This is a genomic window from Paenibacillus sp. SEL3 (genome assembly GCF_054602585.1).
Genome location: NZ_CM137725.1, coordinates 5,361,623 through 5,380,435, shown reverse-complemented (window position 1 = coordinate 5,380,435; position 18,813 = coordinate 5,361,623). Strand labels below are relative to the sequence as shown.

Genomic DNA, 18,813 nt, shown 5'->3' with positions numbered 1-18,813 from the left:
TTGTTATTTAATTTTCAAAAAAATACCGCACCCAGTCACTTGACCCCATTATACATGATTAAAATACGAAAAAACAAGTCATCCTGTTCGTTACGCTAGGTTTCCCATTGCCGTCTCAAACCATTAGTATCTGTCATTTTATCTATATGCATGGTTAAAAGCACAGCAAAAAGGACGTCCTATAAGAACGTCCTTCATGCTGGAGGACCTTGTCAGACAATAAACTCTATCGGTTTTGTACCTACCGACTGCCCTTAACAAGGTTACTCCTTAGTATTAATTAATATCCTACATTCCTATTTGTCTTTAGCGGGTAAATAATTTCTTAATAAATTCCGCCTCATCCTCAGTTGGAGGAATGAGCGGCAACCGAACCGAACCAACCCTAATCCCTCGTAATTCCAATGCATATTTTACTGCCACTGGATTAGGCAGAGGATGAGGACAGCCAAACAAACCCTTGAAAATCGGGAACAACTGCTGATGCAACTTTGCTGCCTCCTGCGAGTGTCCTCCTACAAGTGAATCGATCATCTGCTTCATTTCAGCACCTACCACATGGCTCGCTACGCTGATAATACCATAAGCACCTACAGCCATAGCAGGCAACCCAGAAGCATCATCCCCGGAATAAACCAAAAAACCCTCTGGCGCTGCCGCTGCAATCTGTGTAACCTGCGCAAGTGATGCACATTCTTTGGTTCCCACAATATTTGGAATTTGTGCAAGACGCAGCGTTGTTTCAGCTGTTAGACTCGCTCCAGTACGGCTTGGAACATTATACAGTATAGCTGGAAGGGATGTGGAGTTTGCAATACTTTCGAAATGCTGATACATCCCTTCCTGATTCGGTTTATTATAATATGGCACTACCAGTAGAACACCATCTGCTCCTGCCTGCTCCGCGGCACGGGTAAGATGAATGGAGTGACGCGTATTGTTGCTGCCAGTCCCGGCAATAATTTTACATCGTCCAGCTGCTTTTTCTACAACAAAAGCAAACAACTTGATTTTCTCATCATCGCTCAGGGTAGGAGACTCTCCTGTTGTTCCAGATACAACAAGTGACTCTGAATGCTGTTCTTCTATTAAATAATCAATCAACGAGGACAATGCAGTCCAGTCAATCTCTCCTTGCTGATCAAAAGGTGTCACCATCGCGGTAATCAATCTGCCGAAGTTCACCATGCTGCCTCCTTTTTGCAAATCCGAGCACGGACCATGCACCTATTGATGGAGTTCAAATTTATTATGCAATGCGCGTACAGCCTGCACCATATCTTCTTTTTTAACAAGTACCCAGATCGTCGTGTTGGAATCTGCGGATTGAAGGATCTGTACGTCTGATTCTGCCAATGCCTCCACAATCGTCGCCATAATGCCCGGTACCCCGTTGATACCACCGCCTATGACAGAAACTTTAGCACATCCGGCCAGTATCTTAGGTTCTAGACCCAACCCGTTCAATACTTCAACCGCTTTGCTTCCATCATAATCGAACACAGTATAAACTGCCCCCGATGGCGTTACATTAATAAAATCAACGCTGATTCCATGTTCAGCCATAGATTTGAACACTTGTAATTGCAAGTGCTCCATACCCGGCTTTAATTCAACATTAATCTGAGTGACATTGCCAACATACGCAATACCGGTCACGAAACGGTCTACGATGTCTGCCTGCACGTCTTTAAAGCCTTCCGGATGGGTAACTAACGTACCTTCTCCTTCGGAGAAGGTAGAGCGAACACGGACCGGGATATTAGCCTGCATGGCGATTTCAACAGCACGAGGATGGATAACCTTTGCTCCCTGATGAGCCATATTACAAATCTCCGTATAGCTAACATGTGTAAGCGGCTTTGCGTTTTCCACAATGCGCGGATCGGCGGTCAATATACCATTCACATCCGTATAAATATCAACCATATCCGCATGTAGAGCAGCACCTAGAGCAGTAGCTGACGTATCGCTGCCTCCCCGACCCAAGGTAGTCATATCACCGTCTGCTGTTTGTCCCTGAAAACCTGTCACAATGACAACTCTGCCTTGGTTCAACTCTTCAACAACACGGTCTGGCTTTATATCCAAAATACGAGCATTGCCGTATTGATCATCCGTAATAAAGCCCGCCTGTGCCCCAGTTAGCACTGTAGCAGGAATACCTTCCTTCTCCATCAGGCTGCATAATGTAGCAGCAGAAATAATTTCACCACAGCACAGCAATAAATCCCGTTCGCGCTTTGGCAGACTATCGCCGTTAGACACCGCCCAATCCAGCAGCGTGTCGGTGGCATAAGGCTCTCCTTTTCTCCCCATGGCCGACACAACAACAACCAATTGAAGATTTTGTTCCAGCTCCCTCTTCACATGTGCCAACACAAGTTTACGTGCTTCAGGTGTGGAAAGCGAGGTTCCTCCAAATTTTTGCACCAAAATACCCATTATTTTTCCCCCATATTGGAACGTTACTCCGCGTTTGCAGCAATAATTTCCGCGATTTGCACCGCGTTCCATGCCGCTCCTTTGAGTAGATTGTCGGATACGACCCACAAATTCAATCCACGGCTATTGCCCAAATCACGGCGTACACGCCCCACAAATACGTCAGGTTTTCCTGCAGCTTCAGATGCCAGTGGATAAAGCTGAGCAGCAGGATCGTCCACTAGTGTTACTCCCGGTGCTGAAGCCAGCAAATTACGGATTTCTTCTAAATCATAATCTTTTTTAAGTTCTACATATACAGATTCCGAGTGACCATATACAACAGGAATACGTACACACGTTGCTGTTACGTCCACAGATTCGTCACCCAGTATTTTTTTCGTTTCACGTACCATTTTCATTTCTTCCAGTGTATAACCATTGTCCTGGAATTTATCAATTTGCGGAATAGCATTGAAAGCAATCTGATGTTTTACTGGCAACGAGCCTACTGGCAACAGATCAGGCTGAACTTCATCACCGTTAAGAATCGCTGCGCTTTGACGATTCAATTCATCAATAGCTCGGCTTCCAGCCCCGGAAACGGCCTGGTATGTGGATACTATGATACGAGAAATGCCATACTGATCATATAATGGTTTCAAAGCAGCTACCATCTGAATGGTGGAGCAGTTCGGGTTCGCAATAATGCCTTGATGCTCAGCAATTTTGTCGCTGTTCACCTCAGGCACTACAAGAGGAGCTGTCGGATCCATTCGGAATGCATTGGTGTTATCAATGCAAACTGCCCCATGACGAACAGCATGCGGCGCCAATTCCTTACTTACGTCTCCACCTGCACTAAACAAAGCAATGTCGATTCCCTCAAAGCTGTCGGGGGTAGCAATCTCTACTGGAATTTGCTGACCTTTAAAGCTAATTAACGTGCCGGCAGAACGAGGCGAAGAAAGAAATTTGATTTTGTCCACAGGAAAATCCCGTTTTTCCAGCAGATTTACGATCTGTTCTCCTACAGCGCCTGTCGCTCCAACGACAGCTACATTAAACTTTCTATTGCTCATCTGGTATATCTCCCCTTCTCGACTAAAAAACCATTTTTTATTCTGAAAGCATCCACCGCCAACAAGAAATTAGACCCGATACAATATCGAATCATCTTCTAGGCGAGGGATGCTCAGCAGTTAACTATAATACTTCATGGGGTCTTGCGTTCCACAATCATCGGCTGAAGCTGTTTGCCCTGCAATGCTTCATAAGCAGCCTCCGGAATCAACTCCATGTTAGCTACAAGCGAGTTCGGCTTTTTAACTGGATTGTCCTGTCCGAACGGTACAAAAAAGATATTTTTGGCTACGAGTAATTTGGCGATATTGGCAGCATTTAGGCCCAGTCCATCATTAGTAGATATGGCTAAAAGAAGTGGACGGCCGTTGCGCAATTGCGCCTTGGCAGCCATCAAAACCGGACTGTCTGTCATCGCATTCGCTAACTTACTCATCGAATTCCCCGTCAAAGGTGCAATCACCAGCACATCGAGTATTTGGGAGGGACCCAGTGGCTCAGCCTCCACAATTGTAGAAATGATATCATTCCCTGTTATATCTTTCAACTGTTTTTGCCAACTTTGCGAAGTACCAAAGCGAGTATCCGTTGTTAGCACTGTATTGGATATAATAGGGACGACCTTTGCACCCTCATCAACAAAGCGCTGTATAACAGGCATTACCTCTTCAAATGTGCAATGTGAGCCTGTAATTGCATAACCTACTGTTTTCCCTTGCCAACTCATTGTGCATCCCCCCGATCAGGATTATCTTCCATTAACAACTGCACCAGCGTATTCGCTATAATGGCACCAGCAGTTTTGGGAGCAACAATACCGGGAAGACCAGGGGCAAGCATAGCCTTGATTCCACGCTTTTCCGCATAACGGAAATCACATCCGCCCGGGGCGGAAGCAAGATCTATAATCACGGTGCTCAATGGCAATTTAGACAGGATTTGCGCTGTGATAATCATAGAGGGTATCGTATTAAAAATCAAGTCAACTCCCTTTGTCTCATGCGCTAAATCCCTTGTCATAAAAGGCTTCCAACCCATTTCCACGGCTCTCGCTGCATCCTCTGCCCGCCGTACTCCAACCTTCACTCTAGCTCCCAATCCCTGTAGTGCCCTTGCCATGGTAAATCCAGTCCGTCCCATGCCTAGAACCATACAATCTGCACCGTGAATCGTAAAATCAGTATGCTGAATGGCCATCATCAGTGCGCCTTCGGCCGTAGGTATAGAGTTGTATATGGCCACATCATCTCTCTCCAGCAGCTCTACCAGCTTTAACTCATGTCTGGTACAAATTTCTTTTAAGTACGTCCGCGCCATTCCTGTATATACAATACAATGAGGTGGAAGAGCAGCAGCATGCTCATTCAGGAACTGAAGCTTCTGTGCTCCGAAAAGTGCATTTACGTTGCCTTCCTCATCGCATCCCACCACCGGCAAAATCAATGCATCTGACGATTCCAGCAGCTTGACAGACAGTGGTTCTAGTGTCACTCCTTTGAGTGGTACTTCAAGCTTGTCAAAACCGACCACACTGACGGTAGCATCCATGTCCACACATTTACGGATTACCTCAAGCTGCCTAGCATCGCCACCCAAAACAACGACGCGTATTCCTGTTAGCATCCGGATCACTCCTTTCCGAGACACGATATGCTTTTAGTCTATGCGAGTGCCCGGAAAGGGGTGAAAAAACACAAAAAAAAGCCGCCTCTTTATGAGTCGACCTTTAAATGCATACATACTCTTAAGCAAGTAAATACGAAGCTTTTACAAAATAGATATTCGTCATTTTAAACCAACCATTGCCTCAGCGTCCTGTATGACCAAAGCCTCCAGCACCACGCACTGTTTCAGATAATTGGTCTACTTGTTTCAGCTCTACCTCAGGTACAACTTGAAATACCATTTGTGCAATTCGCTCATTGCGCGTAATCGTGAATGATTCGTCGCCCAAATTAATAAGAAGTACCTTAATCTCCCCACGATAATCCGCATCAATTGTTCCCGGTGTATTGAGACAAGTAATACCATGCTTAAGAGCCAGTCCACTTCGCGGACGGATCTGTGCCTCCAATCCCGCCGGCATAGCTATTGCAAATCCGGTTGGAACGAGGCAACGTTTGCCGGGTTCCAGTACCAGATTTTCCTGTATTGCTGCATACAAGTCAAACCCTGATGCAAGCTCTGACATCTTGCGGGGCAGCTCAATATCTTCATTGCCCGCGAGTCTGTTAATTTCCACGTAAGTTAACAAAATAGTCCCTCCTCATATCCTTTACCGCTGAATCACTCGCTCCCACCATCGACAGGGCAAACGGCTCCGAGAACATCCGATCCAGCACTTTGTTCACATCATTCGCCGTCACTTGCTCGATATGTTCGATCATTTGATCCAGCGTATAATGCTGACCAAGCATTAATTCATTTTTTCCAAGCCGATTCATCCGGCTACCTGTACTTTCAAGGCTTAAAATCAAACTTCCTTTTAATTGCTCTTTACCTTTACGAAGCTCATTAGCGTCTAAACCGTTGACAGCCACATCTCGTAAAAGCTCCAACGTCAAATCCAGCACGTCCTTTGTTTGTTTAGGAGCCGTACCTGCATAGATCGTGAACATGCCACTGTCCGCATGGGAGCTATGATAGGAATAGACCGAATAAGCAAGCCCACGCTTTTCCCGAATTTCTTGAAACAAACGTGAACTCATGCCGCCGCCGATCGCGTTATTCAGCAAAACCATAGCATACTGGAGTTCGTCACCCGTTGCAAATCCAGGTAGGGATAAACAAATATGATTTTGCTCCGTTGCTTTCTCATGATACAACAGTTCACCGTTAAACGCAGGTACTGTCAGCGGCGAAACAGTTCCATGATTGTCAAAATGTCCAAAATGTCGCTCCAACAATTCTACCAAGCGATCGTCAACATTACCAGCCACACTGATAACCGTATTGTCGATTGTATAATGTTCCCTCATGTAATGGCTGAGATGTGAGCTATCCATAGCAAGCAGGTGATCTTCGGTTCCGAGAATAGGATAAGCCAGTGGATGTTCACCATAGGCGGCGCGAGATACAAGATCATGCACCATATCATCCGGTGTATCCTCATACATGGAGATTTCCTCCAAAATCACATTCTTCTCTTTTGCCAATTCTTCCTGATCTAGTTTGGAATTAAAAAACATATCAGACAGCACATCAACTGCGATCGGTAGATGCTCATCCAACACTTTGGCATAATAGCATGTATATTCCTTCGAAGTAAAAGCATTAACATTTCCTCCGATGGCATCGAATTGCTCAGCGATTTCCTTAGCGTTAAAACGCTCTGTTCCTTTGAAAAGCATGTGTTCGATAAAATGAGAGATACCGCTATTGTCCGGCGTTTCATTCCGGGAGCCAGTTTTAACCCAGATGCCGAAAGAAACTGAACGCACGGTTGGAATTTTTTCAATGACCACTCTTAGGCCGTTTTTGAGTTGAATTCTTTCCACGATTGGCCCTCCTAAACTGAATTGCATACTTAGCCATAATGTTCAATCCTAACAGAAAAAAGACGTTCACTCAACCGGAACAGGTAGTTGCCGATCAGGGGAAAGCGTCTGACTGACAGTTCCGAGCATAAGTCCCTTACTACGAATGGTATGGATCATGCCTTTGAGAGCAGCCGCTGAGGAATCTGTTGGGTGCATTAATATCAGGGAGCCTGATTCTACCTTACTACTGATTTTGTTAATCACCGATTCTGGTGACGGATGTCTCCAATCTACTGTGTCCAATGTCCACAACACTGTTTTGAGCCCACTTTCTGCTGCTATATCCACCGTTTGCTGATTAAAATCACCCGAAGGAGGGGCAAACCAGTAATTTTTGATACCCAAAGTTTCTTGGAGAAGTACTTGAGTCTTTTCAATTTCTTGTGTGGCTCTGGCCCGACTCAGACGGCTCATATTCGGATGAGAGTAAGCATGATTTGAAAGCTCATGCCCTCTTTTTTGGATCTCCTTGGCGAGATCTGGATTTTTTTTCAACCAACTTCCATCAAGAAAAAATGTAGCCTTGACCTTTTCCTGATCCAGCGTGTTCAGTATCGGCAGGATAAATTCATTCCCCCATGCTACATTGATCATGAGGGATACCATCGGCTTTTCGGGGTTCCCCCTGTAAATTGGAACATTACCAAGCTGATTTAAATGTATTTTAGGTGCCAATTGCCGATATACATATTGAATGGGTCGATCCGGAGATGCAATCGCTTTGCGATAGGTAGCATCCAAATCCACCTCCAGCCCGTTATAGCCTGGAATAGCCTTCCATACCCTGTCGATCTTGGCATCAACTGGCTCCCGCCGCTGACGGGCTGCTTCTGTTCTTAGTCGCTGCATAAGCGCATTATCGGGTAAAGCCGCCATCGCCATCGTTGTTTCAACTTTAGGCTCCCCAACTCCTGTAACGTCTCCATTGCTTAATTGATCAGCGAAGTCACGAACCCCGCTAAACTGTCCGACTACCAGTGTGATGGCTAAACTGGCTACCACCCACACTGCTCGTTTTGCCCTACTCATAATTCCTTCATCCCCCCGCCCGTTTGTCCACATTGTATGCGGAGAGGACAAGAACTATGACGCAGTAGCCTCTAAAAGCCCACTTTGGCGCAGCTTGTGCATATGTATGAAAAAAGAGCCAGAAACGTAGCTCTGCCTCTTTCCAAAAGCTTAAACAATGCTATTCAAATCCCTTGTACTGTTAATACGAAAAGCGACTCCTGTCTTTCTAGTCTGCAACATGCAGGTCCTAGGATTTTGCAGGTGCTTCTGCTGTCAGAACAGCCTTACGGGACAGATTGACACGACCTTGTTGATCAATTTCGGTTACTTTCACCGTAATTGTATCCCCAATAGCAATTACATCTTCAACTTTGGCTACTCGCTCAGTAGACAGTTGAGAAATATGAACCAGACCATCTTTACCTGGTAAAATTTCAACAAATGCACCGAATTTCTCAATCCGTTTTACTGTACCGATGTAAATCTCACCGACCACGACTTCCTTTACGATACCCTCAATAATGGAACGTGCTTTTTCATTCATCTCTTGATTTGTGGAAGCGATGAACACACGACCATCTTGTTCAATATCGATTTTCACGCCGGTTTCTTCGATGATTTTGTTGATGATTTTACCACCAGCTCCAATAACATCACGGATTTTGTCCGGGTTAATGTGCATCGTCATAATTTTTGGAGCATACGGAGACAACTGCTCACGTGGCTTCTGGATCGCTTCCATCATTTTGCTAAGAATGAACAAGCGTCCTTCTTTAGCTTGCTTGAGCGCATCCTGTAAAATCTGGCGGTCAATACCGTTAATTTTAATATCCATTTGAATGGCAGTTACGCCTTCCGCAGTACCAGCAACTTTAAAGTCCATATCGCCCAGGTGATCTTCCATACCTTGGATATCAGTCAATACGGAGACATGATCTCCATCCTTGATCAATCCCATCGCTACACCTGCAACCGGAGCTTTAATTGGTACACCTGCATCCATCATAGCCAGTGTACTTGCACAAATACTAGCTTGTGAAGTCGAACCATTCGATTCCAGTACCTCGGAAACCAGACGGATGGTGTATGGAAATTCAGTTTCGGAAGGAATTACTTTGGAAAGCGCACGTTCACCAAGAGCACCATGTCCGATTTCACGACGACCTGGCGCACGCAAAGGACGAGCCTCCCCTACGCTGAATGGCGGGAAATTGTAATGATGCATAAAGCGTTTTGTTTCTTCCAGATCAATACCGTCCAAAATTTGCACATCACCCAATGCACCAAGTGTACAAATGCTAAGTGCTTGCGTTTGACCGCGTGTAAATAAGCCCGAACCATGAGTACGCGGCAAGATGCTAGTGTCGCTTTCAATCGGACGAATTTCGTCAAGCTTACGACCATCAGGACGCACTTTATCATGCGTGATCAGACGACGTACTTCTTCCTTGACGATATCATAGAGAACTTCGCTCACGTCGCTCAAAAGCTCTGGTGTCTCTATGTATTGTGCTTCAAAATGGGCAACTGTCTCTTCGTTGACTGCATCAATCGCCTCTTGACGGGCATGTTTTTCTGCAATTTTAACAGCTTCCATTAAACGTTCAGCTGCATAAGCACGTACTTCACTGTTCACTTTTTCATCAACAGCATGCAGTTTAACCTGCATTTTCTCTTTACCTGCTACTTGCACCAATTGTTCAATGACTGCCACAATGTTCTTAATCTCATCATGACCGAACATAATGGCTTCCAGCATAACTTCCTCTGGAATCTCATTGCCTTCGGCTTCTACCATCATGATGGCATCTTTCGTTCCGGCTACAACCAGGTACATGTCGCTTGCATTCTGCTGTGCAATATCCGGGTTAATCACAAATTGTCCGTCTACACGTCCTACAGCGACTCCACCGATTGGCCCATTAAAAGGTACATCCGAAATGCTAAGTGCTGCCGAGGTTCCGATCATTGCTGCAATTTCAGGTTCGCAATCCTGATCGACACTCATAACCAGGTTCAACACCTGTACATCATTCCGGAAACCTTCCGGGAACAATGGGCGAATTGGACGGTCAGTCAAACGGCTGGACAAAATCGCTTTTTGACTCGGACGTCCTTCACGTTTAATAAATCCGCCAGGAATTTTCCCCACAGCATACAATCTTTCCTCATAGTTTACGGTCAGGGGAAAAAAATCCAAATCTTTCGGCTCACGGGAAGCGGTCACGGTACAAAGCACAACTGTTTCTCCGTAGCTCACTTTAACTGCCGCATTGGCTTGTTTCGCAAGACGTCCTGTTTCCAGCACCAGCTTTCTTCCGCCGAGCTGCATTTCTACGCGTTGCTCCATGGTATCCCTCCATTTCATTTCATTGTAAAAGTTCTATACATATTCAGTATTTCCTGCGCAGATCTTATTCATAAGAAGCTCGCAGGCAAACCAGGATATGTAATTCAAAAAAAGATTCCTCATTTCAAAAAAGAACCCGGCTGCTGTCCGCCGTCGCCTTAGCAGGGACAAGCGGTGAACAACCAGGCTTCTTTTCTCATTACATGTCTGAAAATTAACGACGCAGTCCGAGACGCTCGATCAACGCACTGTAACGTTTAACATCAGTCTTCTTCAGGTAAGCCAAAAGTTTACGACGCTGACCGACCATTTTCAACAACCCGCGGCGGGAGTGATGGTCTTTCTTGTGCGAACGAAAGTGACTTTGCAAGTTGACGATGTTTTCAGTAAGGATAGCGATTTGTACCTCTGGTGATCCTGTATCGGATTCATGAGTTTTGTACTCCTCGATCAATTGCTGTTTACGCTCTTGAGTCAATGCCATCCTGTTCACCTCCTTCATTATAATCGCCATTAGCCTCGTAGCCGCCGGTGAAAGCGGACAACCAAGCTAAGGTTCATCGTTGTTTACACAACATAAGTCAGTATAACACAGCGCCTGTCTTATGTAAATAAATTAGCCTAACAGCTTTTTAGCCGTTTGTGCGTCATTGCCAATTTGGTCGATCAGCTCATCCACCGAAGAGAATTTGCGTTCAGGACGGATGTAGTGGTGAAGCTCCACAAGTACAGACTCTCCATAAATTTGCTGATTAAAATCAAATAGATGTACCTCAAACGACGGATTCAGCACACCTTCATGGAAAGTAGGCTTAACCCCTACATTCATTACACCGTTTATCCAACGATCACCTACTAGTGCTCGTACAGCGTATACACCCTTGATCGGAATCACGTAAGTATCATTCAGTTTGAGATTAGCGGTCGGAAAACCGATCGTACGTCCACGCTTCTCCCCATCCATTACAGTACCCTGGATACGATAAGGACGTCCCAACCAGCGAGAGACATGCGCTAGATCCCCAGTCTGTAAAGCACGGCGAATTCCAGAGCTGCTCACCTTGTCCCCATCCAGTTCGAACGGTGGTACGGTGTGCACAGACATCAGCTTTCCCCCCAGCGTCCGAAGTGTATTCTCATGCCCTGCTCCCCGGTGGCCAAACCGAAAATCAAAGCCTACTACCGCTGTTCGAATTTGCAATGGAAGCAGCACGTCGCTCATAAACGCCTCAGGGCTGACCTTGGAAAATTCTTCGTTAAAACTCAAAATATAAAGTACATCCACACCCATATCAGCCAGAATAGTCTGCTTGTCCGCAAGCGGTGTTAAATAACCTTCATAATCGCCTTTTTTCATGACTTCCTTCGGATGAGGGTGAAATGTCATGACAGATACCGGCATTTGCTGTTCACGAGCCAGCGCAACGGCCTCGCGTATCACGCTTGCGTGTCCAAGATGAAGACCATCAAACTGACCGATCGCCGTGACCTGTGTACGTCCCCATTGCTGCAAAAGCTCATCACTCAATGGATAAGATAACGATACGGTAACCATTATTAATTCACCTGCATTTCACATCATTTGACTAACTTCGTCAAAATTATAGCACAATTCAAGGTAAGAAAAACGTCTATCGACGTAATTCACGGAAGCCAGACCACGCCTAGCGGAAGTTTTTCTTGCGATTATAGAATTGTTCAGCTCCCCTGAAAATCTATAAATTCTATAATCTTAAAAAAACTTTAATGGGAGCAATCGCGTCTGATTCATCCCGTCCAAATATGCCTAAAAACGTTTTATCCTCTTTATACAAACGGAAGGGCTGGTTGTCCGTCACAGGTGGTGAAATCATATTCAGCGACAGGCGTTGGCCTTGCAGAGCCGCAGTTACCTTGGCTTCAGCCACAAAATGTTCAGGCATATAGTCAATCGCCTGATCCGTTGTAATAAGTCGCTCTCCAAGACTGCCATCCGCTACGAAACGCTCTATCTCTTCGAAAGTCAGACAACGTTCCGCAGGAATTCCCGCAGACATGGTTCGCTCCAGCTTGACCATCGTAGAAGGATATCCTAATTCACGGCCAATATCAACACATAGTGTACGGATATAAGTACCTTTGGAGCATAAGGCACGAAAAGAAATATCCACATACGCCTCCGTCTCCGCGAATCCCGTCATCTCCAACTCATAAATGCTTACTTCACGGCTTTGGCGCTCAACAGTTTTGCCTTCTCGAGCCAGCTCGTATAGACGTTTGCCGTCCACTTTTAGCGCGGAGTACATTGGAGGCACTTGGGAGATCGTACCAACAAAATGCTTCAGAACCGCTTTGACTTCCACTTCCGTCACCTCTACTGGACGTTCACTTTCTGCCGTAATTTCCCCAGTCAGGTCCTCGGTATCCGTGGCAATGCCTAATCGCAGTGTAGCCCAATATTCCTTGGGCCGCTCTTGCATGTATTCCACTACACGGGTGGCACGTCCCAGACACAAGGGCAAAACACCGGTTACTTGCGGATCAAGCGTTCCAGTGTGTCCGATTCGCTTCATACCTAATAAACGGCGAGCCTTGGCCACCACATCATGAGAGGTAAATCCAGCAGGTTTATAGACAGGTAGAACGCCTTCCCAAGTTGCCTGTTCCTTCTTCATCGAGTTCATAGCTCAGACTTCACCCGCCCTACAACTGTCTTAATGATATCTTCCAGTTTACCCTCTAGCCGACAGCCAGCCGCACGCACATGTCCACCGCCTCCAAATGATTGAGCCAGCGCAGCTACATCTACATTCCCTGCCGATCTCAAGCTGGCCTTGACCGCTTGATCATTAATAACCTTAAAGAAAATGCCTACCTCAACACCACGAATATTTCTTGGGTAATTCACGATGCCTTCCAAGTCCTCATTAACAGCGCCACATTCTGTCATATCGTCAGGTGATACAACGACCCAAGCGACTTTTCCATCCTCCGACATCGTGAGCGTTTGCAATGCTTTTGTCAGCACCTTCATTTGTGGAAAGGTCATCTCTTCGAGCAATTTCTCGGACAAAGATGGACCATCTACACCGTAAGCAAGTAGCTTTGACACCGTAGACATCACTTTCGGTGAAGTGTTGGAGTAGCGGAAACCTCCTGTATCCGTCAGTAACCCTGTATATACAGCCGTTGCTACTTCGACGTCCCATGTTACTGCAAACTCTTCCAGTAGATCAAAAAGAATTTCCGCTGTTGCCGCAGCATCCGACTTAATCACATTAACTGTACCATAAGCATCATTTGTTGGATGATGATCAATATTCAGAATAATGGCATCCTCCGTAAAAAACTGCTCTGTCAAACCAACACGACGGTAATCCGCACAATCTACACAAATGATCCGATTGTATTTCCGTTCTGGCGGTTGCTGGCTCATATCCATAATCTCATCGGCATGCCATAAAAAATCCATGCGCTTGGGAATAGGTCCCTCATTCAGCATGGTAAATTTCTTCCCCAGACATGAGAGAAGCCAGCCCACCGTTACGGTGGAGCTGACTGCGTCTCCGTCCGGCTGTACATGCGATACGATCAGGTAATCATCATGCTCCAGAATAAATTCCTTCGCTTGTTGAAGCGCCTGTTCATAGGTATGCATTGCCTTCTCCTTTACATTCAGTTCATGGTTCCTTCAGACAAACTAAAAGTTTTATTTTTCATCCTTGTCGATATCACTCAGCAGTTTTTCAATTCGACTGCCGTAAGCAATAGATTCGTCAATTTTGAAAATCAACTCAGGAATATGGCGCAGCCGTATCCGTTTGCCGAGTTCAGAACGAAGATAACCGTTCGCTTTGTCCAATGCTTTCAGGGAAGAATTTTTTTGTTCTTCATCCCCGAGCACGCTCAAGTATATTTTCGCTTGGGACAAATCATTTGTAAGATCGACACCCGTTACCGTGATAAAACCGATGCGGGGGTCTTTTAATTCAGTTTGGATGAGTTGGCTTAGCTCCTTCTTGATCTGCTCGCCAACCCGACCTGTACGTATTTTAGCCATGGATGCTCACCTCTCTGCCGTTAGCGCTCCACTGTTTCCATGACGAACGCTTCAATAATGTCGAGTTCCTTAACATCATTATAGCCATCAAGGGTAATACCGCATTCGTAACCTTGGGCAACTTCTTTTGCGTCGTCCTTAAAGCGTTTCAGTGAGTCGATTTTACCTTCAAAAATGACGATGCCATCACGAATCAGGCGTGCTTCTGCTGAACGGGTAATTTTACCGGATGTCACCATACAACCAGCGATCGTACCGACTTTAGTAACTTTGAACACGTTACGTACTTCAGCATGCCCAATCACATTTTCTTTATATTCAGGATCCAGCATGCCCTTCATGGCTTGCTCTATTTCTTCAATGACATTGTAAATGACACGGTGTAGACGAATGTCCACTTTTTCAGCTTCCGCTGTAGATTTCGCCTGGTTATCCGGACGAACATTAAAACCAATGACAATAGCATTGGAAGCTGCTGCCAAAATAATATCGGATTCGGTGATTGCTCCTGCACCACTGTGAAGAATTTTAACGCGCACACCTTCGACTTCAATCTTGTTCAAGGAACCTTTCAACGCTTCGACGGAACCTTGCACGTCACCTTTAATAATGACGTTCAGATCCTTCATTTCGCCATCCTTGATGTGTTGGAACAGGTCATCCAGTGTTACGCGTGTATTACTGCCCAGATCAGATTGGCGTTGTGTGATCGCACGTCTGTCAGCAATAGCGCGTGCTTTCCGCTCATCCTCAAACACCATGAATGGATCGCCAGCAAGTGGAACTTCTGTCAAACCAGTAATTTCAACTGGAGTGGAAGGACCTGCTTCCTTAAGACGACGACCTTTATCGTTGACCATGGCACGCACACGTCCGAAGCAGTTACCCGCTACGAAAGCATCGCCAACTTTCAGTGTACCATTCTGAACGAGGATACGAGCCACAGAACCGCGGCCTTTATCCAGTTCTGCCTCGATGATGGTACCACGTGCCCGTTTGTTCGGATTCGCTTTGTACTCATTCACTTCAGCTACGAGCAGAATCATTTCGAGCAGGTCTTCCAGACCCATTCTTTGTTTCGCGGAAACGTTGACGAAAATCGTATCGCCGCCCCACTCTTCAGGTACCAATTCATATTCAGTGAGTTCTTGCTTCACTTTATCCGGGTTGGCATCTGGTTTGTCGATCTTGTTCACAGCTACGATAATTGGCAGACCTGCCGCCTTCGCATGGTTAATAGCTTCGACCGTCTGAGGCATAACACCGTCGTCAGCTGCAACCACGATAATCGTCATATCTGTCACTTGAGCACCACGTGCACGCATAGCAGTAAAGGCTTCGTGACCCGGTGTATCCAGGAAAGTGATTTTTTTGCTGTTAATTTCAACTTGGTATGCACCAATATGCTGTGTAATACCGCCAGCTTCGCCACCAGTTACATTAGTCGAGCGAATGGCATCCAGCAAAGTTGTTTTACCATGATCGACGTGACCCATAATCGTTACAACGGGTGGACGTGTTTTCAGATCCGCAGGATCATCATTTTCTTCCACCGTTTCAAAACGATCTTCTTCGACCGGAATTTTCACTTCTACCTCGACACCAAAGTCTCCGGCAAGCAAGAGGATAGTATCCATATCCAGTTCCTGGTTAATGGTCGCCATCGTTCCGAGCATAATCAGCTTTTTGATGACTTCTGACGCATCCTTGTGAAGAAGCTTGGCTGTTTCGCCTACGGTCATCTCACCACGCACAATAATTTTCTTTGGCGTGTTGTCGATTTTCTCGCGACGTTCCTGTTGTTGACCTTTACCACGATTGTTAAATTTCCCGCCACGATTACTACCACCGCGATTATTGCCTCCACGACCACCGTTACCACCGCGTCCGCCGCCTTGACGGTTATCGTCAAAACGTCCTTGACCGGAACGGTTACCACCGTTGTTGGAGTTACTGCCTGTACGGTTGCCACCACTACGGTTCGCATTGTTGCTACCTGTGGAGGATGATGTTCTTACAGCCGTACCACCCTGACTACTTCCCTGAGGGCGTGAGTTAGTGCTTTGGCTACCTTGAGGACGCGAACCTGTGTTACCGCCGGGACGCTGTTGTCCTCCCTGTTGTTGACCATTACTGCGGTTTTGTGTACTTTGCTGACCAGTGGGTCTGCTAGTACTTTGTTGACTGCGGTTTTGACCGCCCTGCTGACTGCTTTGCGCTTTTGGAGCGCTGCTTCGGTTACTGTTTTGGTTGTTGTTTGTCCTATTCATACTTACCTGCTTTTCCTGTTGATTTTTGGTTTGCTCAGTTGAATGATTACTATTCTGGCTTGAACCGGCCTGATTCGAGCTTACTTGCACCGTACCTGCTTCGCCTTGCTTGGCCGCAGCATTGGATTTAATATTCTTAAAAAAACTTTCCACTTTACCTACGGCATCATGTTCCATGACGCTCATATGGTTGTTCACGGGAATATCCAGCCGTTTAAGAATGGTGATAATTTCTTTGCTGCTCATGTTCAACGATTTGGCGTATTCGTATACCCGCACTTTGTCTTTGTTTTCTTGTTTACTCAATATACTCCACCTCCGACATTATCCCCGTATGTTTCTTGATCAATTTCGCGAATCCTTGATCCGTCACAGCCAGCACAACCCGTTCAGGCTTGCCGATACTGCTTCCCAAGCTTTCCCGGTCAAATCCTATCATTAAGGGGATTTTGTACGTCCCGCATTTGTCGCGGAATTTCTTTTGAGTATTCATTGAAGCATCTTTCGCAAGAATGACCAGCTTGGCTTCTGAAGACCTGATCGCTTTATAAACGATCTCATCACCTGTTAGCAGCTTGCCAGCTCTCATGGCAAGACCCAATCCAGACAGCGCCTTATTCATCCTGCACGCTGCCTTGTGCCGCCAGGAATTCTTCCTCGACGGCAGCAAAATCACGACTTAGCTGCTCATAAATATCAGGATGAACCGAGTGCTTCAATGCTCGATCCAGTGCCTTGCTCTTTTGAGCCAGCTTGAAGCAGGCGGCTTTGCCGCACAAGTAAGCGCCGCGTCCCGACTTTTTGCCAGTCAAGTCAATCAACACTTCGTCTTCAGGGGTTTTGACGACACGGATCAACTGCTTCTTTGGCATCATTTCATGACAGGCCACACATTTGCGCAAAGGTATCTTTCTCTGTTTCATGCATTAACCCCCCTACACTCCGCTTAATCTACAGAAACGGAATCCTGATGCATTTCATCGGTGGATGTTCTCGGTCTGCCGAGTTCTTCCTCCGCCTGTGTTTCACTCTTAATATCAATTTTCCAACCCGTAAGCTTAGCAGCAAGGCGAGCATTTTGTCCTTTGATACCAATAGCAAGAGAAAGCTGATAATCAGGCACAATAACACGCGCCATTTTCTCTTCTTCAAACACCTGCACTTCGAGCACCTTGGATGGACTCAGCGCATTAGCCACGTATTCATCAACATTATCGGAATAACGCACAATGTCGATTTTTTCGCCACGCAGCTCGTTCACAATAGTCTGTACACGTGTTCCTCTAGGACCCACACAAGAGCCGACCGGATCCACCTCGGCGTTACGGGAATGAACCGCGATTTTAGAACGGAAGCCTGCTTCACGCGCTACGGAACGAATCTCTACAACACCATCAAAAATTTCAGGCACTTCGAGTTCGAACAAACGCTTAAGCAGACCCGGATGTGATCGGGACAGCATAATTTGCGGTCCTTTGGTTGTGTTTTCTACTTTGGTAATATAAGCCTTAATTCGATCCAGATGGCTAAATTTCTCATTAGGCATCAATTCGCCTAACGGGAGAACCGCTTCCACCTTACCAAGATCAATATAAATGTTACGTGGGTCTTGGCGCTGTACAGTTCCTGTTACAATATCTTCTTCCTTGTCCACAAACTTGTTGTAGATCAGTCCCCGTTCCGCTTCGCGGATACGCTGGGTCACGACCTGCTTCGCAGTTTGTGCAGCAATCCGTCCAAAATCACGTGGTGTAACTTCAATTTCAGCGATATCTTCCAACTGAAAATGCGGGTTAATCTCACGAGCCGCAGGCAATGAAATCTCGGTGCGAGGATCCAATACCTCCTCAACGATCAGCTTGCGGGCATATACCTTAATGACTCCCGAGTTGCGGTTCATATCAACACGCACGTTTTGTGCGGTGTTGAAATTCCGTTTGTAACTAGAAATCAAGGCTGCTTCAATGGCCTCAAACAGCACATCCTTGCTGATCCCCTTTTCTCTTTCCAACTCGTTCATTGCTTCAATAAAATCCATACTCATGGATTACTGCTCCCCCTTTCAAATGATGCACCTGCGTACTGGTCGGCACACGA

18 protein-coding genes are annotated in these 18,813 nt (G+C 46.1%); all 18 read right to left on the bottom strand.

Annotated features, from left to right (window positions below; all coding sequences use genetic code 11):
- Window positions 1-306: 306 nt before the first annotated feature.
- The 18 genes from dapA to nusA all read right to left on the bottom strand — a co-directional run bounded on the left by dapA (window position 307) and on the right by nusA (window position 18,760).
- Complete coding sequence (gene dapA, locus ACYCS5_RS24905) at window positions 307-1,188, bottom strand: 4-hydroxy-tetrahydrodipicolinate synthase (RefSeq protein WP_029517033.1); 882 nt, start codon at window positions 1,186-1,188, stop codon at window positions 307-309.
- 39 nt (window positions 1,189-1,227) lie between these two features.
- Window positions 1,228-2,445: an aspartate kinase gene (dapG, locus tag ACYCS5_RS24900; protein ID WP_069011410.1), complete on the bottom strand. Its 1,218-nt coding sequence runs from the start codon at window positions 2,443-2,445 to the stop codon at window positions 1,228-1,230.
- Between the two features lie 23 nt (window positions 2,446-2,468).
- Window positions 2,469-3,506, bottom strand: a complete 1,038-nt coding sequence (locus ACYCS5_RS24895; protein ID WP_013309939.1) for an aspartate-semialdehyde dehydrogenase — start codon at window positions 3,504-3,506, stop codon at window positions 2,469-2,471.
- Between the two features lie 134 nt (window positions 3,507-3,640).
- Window positions 3,641-4,234, bottom strand: coding sequence for a dipicolinate synthase subunit B (locus tag ACYCS5_RS24890; protein ID WP_029517031.1), 594 nt, complete (start codon window positions 4,232-4,234; stop codon window positions 3,641-3,643).
- Window positions 4,231-5,130: a dipicolinate synthase subunit DpsA gene (dpsA, locus tag ACYCS5_RS24885; RefSeq protein WP_029517030.1), complete on the bottom strand. Its 900-nt coding sequence runs from the start codon at window positions 5,128-5,130 to the stop codon at window positions 4,231-4,233. The genes ACYCS5_RS24890 and dpsA overlap by 4 nt, the downstream gene beginning before the upstream one ends.
- A gap of 184 nt (window positions 5,131-5,314) precedes the next feature.
- Window positions 5,315-5,761 (bottom strand): dUTP diphosphatase, encoded by a 447-nt coding sequence (gene dut, locus ACYCS5_RS24880; protein ID WP_459760261.1) that lies wholly within the window; start codon window positions 5,759-5,761, stop codon window positions 5,315-5,317.
- Complete coding sequence (locus ACYCS5_RS24875; RefSeq protein WP_023988223.1) at window positions 5,739-7,004, bottom strand: M16 family metallopeptidase; 1,266 nt, start codon at window positions 7,002-7,004, stop codon at window positions 5,739-5,741. Before ACYCS5_RS24875 ends, dut begins: the two co-directional genes overlap by 23 nt.
- Before the next feature lie 66 nt (window positions 7,005-7,070).
- Window positions 7,071-8,075, bottom strand: a complete 1,005-nt coding sequence (locus tag ACYCS5_RS24870) for a polysaccharide deacetylase family protein (protein ID WP_459760260.1) — start codon at window positions 8,073-8,075, stop codon at window positions 7,071-7,073.
- A gap of 229 nt (window positions 8,076-8,304) precedes the next feature.
- Window positions 8,305-10,407 carry a polyribonucleotide nucleotidyltransferase gene (pnp, locus tag ACYCS5_RS24865; protein ID WP_039274655.1) on the bottom strand — a complete coding sequence of 701 codons (2,103 nt, stop codon included), beginning with the start codon at window positions 10,405-10,407 and terminating at the stop codon, window positions 8,305-8,307.
- A gap of 214 nt (window positions 10,408-10,621) precedes the next feature.
- Complete coding sequence (gene rpsO / locus ACYCS5_RS24860) at window positions 10,622-10,891, bottom strand: 30S ribosomal protein S15 (protein WP_007430074.1); 270 nt, start codon at window positions 10,889-10,891, stop codon at window positions 10,622-10,624.
- Window positions 10,892-11,023: 132 nt separating this feature from the next.
- Window positions 11,024-11,962: a bifunctional riboflavin kinase/FAD synthetase gene (locus ACYCS5_RS24855; RefSeq protein ID WP_459760259.1), complete on the bottom strand. Its 939-nt coding sequence runs from the start codon at window positions 11,960-11,962 to the stop codon at window positions 11,024-11,026.
- 169 nt (window positions 11,963-12,131) lie between these two features.
- Window positions 12,132-13,070 carry a tRNA pseudouridine(55) synthase TruB gene (truB, locus tag ACYCS5_RS24850; RefSeq protein ID WP_459760258.1) on the bottom strand — a complete coding sequence of 313 codons (939 nt, stop codon included), beginning with the start codon at window positions 13,068-13,070 and terminating at the stop codon, window positions 12,132-12,134.
- Complete coding sequence (locus ACYCS5_RS24845; protein WP_165147565.1) at window positions 13,067-14,044, bottom strand: DHH family phosphoesterase; 978 nt, start codon at window positions 14,042-14,044, stop codon at window positions 13,067-13,069. Before ACYCS5_RS24845 ends, truB begins: the two co-directional genes overlap by 4 nt.
- A 51-nt stretch (window positions 14,045-14,095) precedes the next feature.
- Window positions 14,096-14,446: a 30S ribosome-binding factor RbfA gene (gene rbfA, locus ACYCS5_RS24840; RefSeq protein WP_010346342.1), complete on the bottom strand. Its 351-nt coding sequence runs from the start codon at window positions 14,444-14,446 to the stop codon at window positions 14,096-14,098.
- Window positions 14,447-14,466: 20 nt separating this feature from the next.
- Entirely contained in the window at window positions 14,467-17,022 is a 2,556-nt protein-coding gene (gene infB / locus ACYCS5_RS24835; protein WP_029517022.1) for a translation initiation factor IF-2, read from the bottom strand.
- On the bottom strand, window positions 17,015-17,338 hold the full coding sequence (locus ACYCS5_RS24830) for a L7Ae/L30e/S12e/Gadd45 family ribosomal protein (protein ID WP_029517021.1): 324 nt from the start codon (window positions 17,336-17,338) through the stop codon (window positions 17,015-17,017). The genes infB and ACYCS5_RS24830 overlap by 8 nt, the downstream gene beginning before the upstream one ends.
- Complete coding sequence (gene rnpM, locus ACYCS5_RS24825) at window positions 17,331-17,639, bottom strand: RNase P modulator RnpM (RefSeq protein ID WP_007430067.1); 309 nt, start codon at window positions 17,637-17,639, stop codon at window positions 17,331-17,333. The genes ACYCS5_RS24830 and rnpM overlap by 8 nt, the downstream gene beginning before the upstream one ends.
- A 23-nt stretch (window positions 17,640-17,662) precedes the next feature.
- The gene (gene nusA, locus ACYCS5_RS24820) at window positions 17,663-18,760 is read right to left on the bottom strand and encodes a transcription termination factor NusA (protein WP_013309927.1); all 1,098 of its coding nucleotides are present in this window, start codon (window positions 18,758-18,760) and stop codon (window positions 17,663-17,665) included.
- Between the last annotated feature and the right edge of the window lie 53 nt (window positions 18,761-18,813).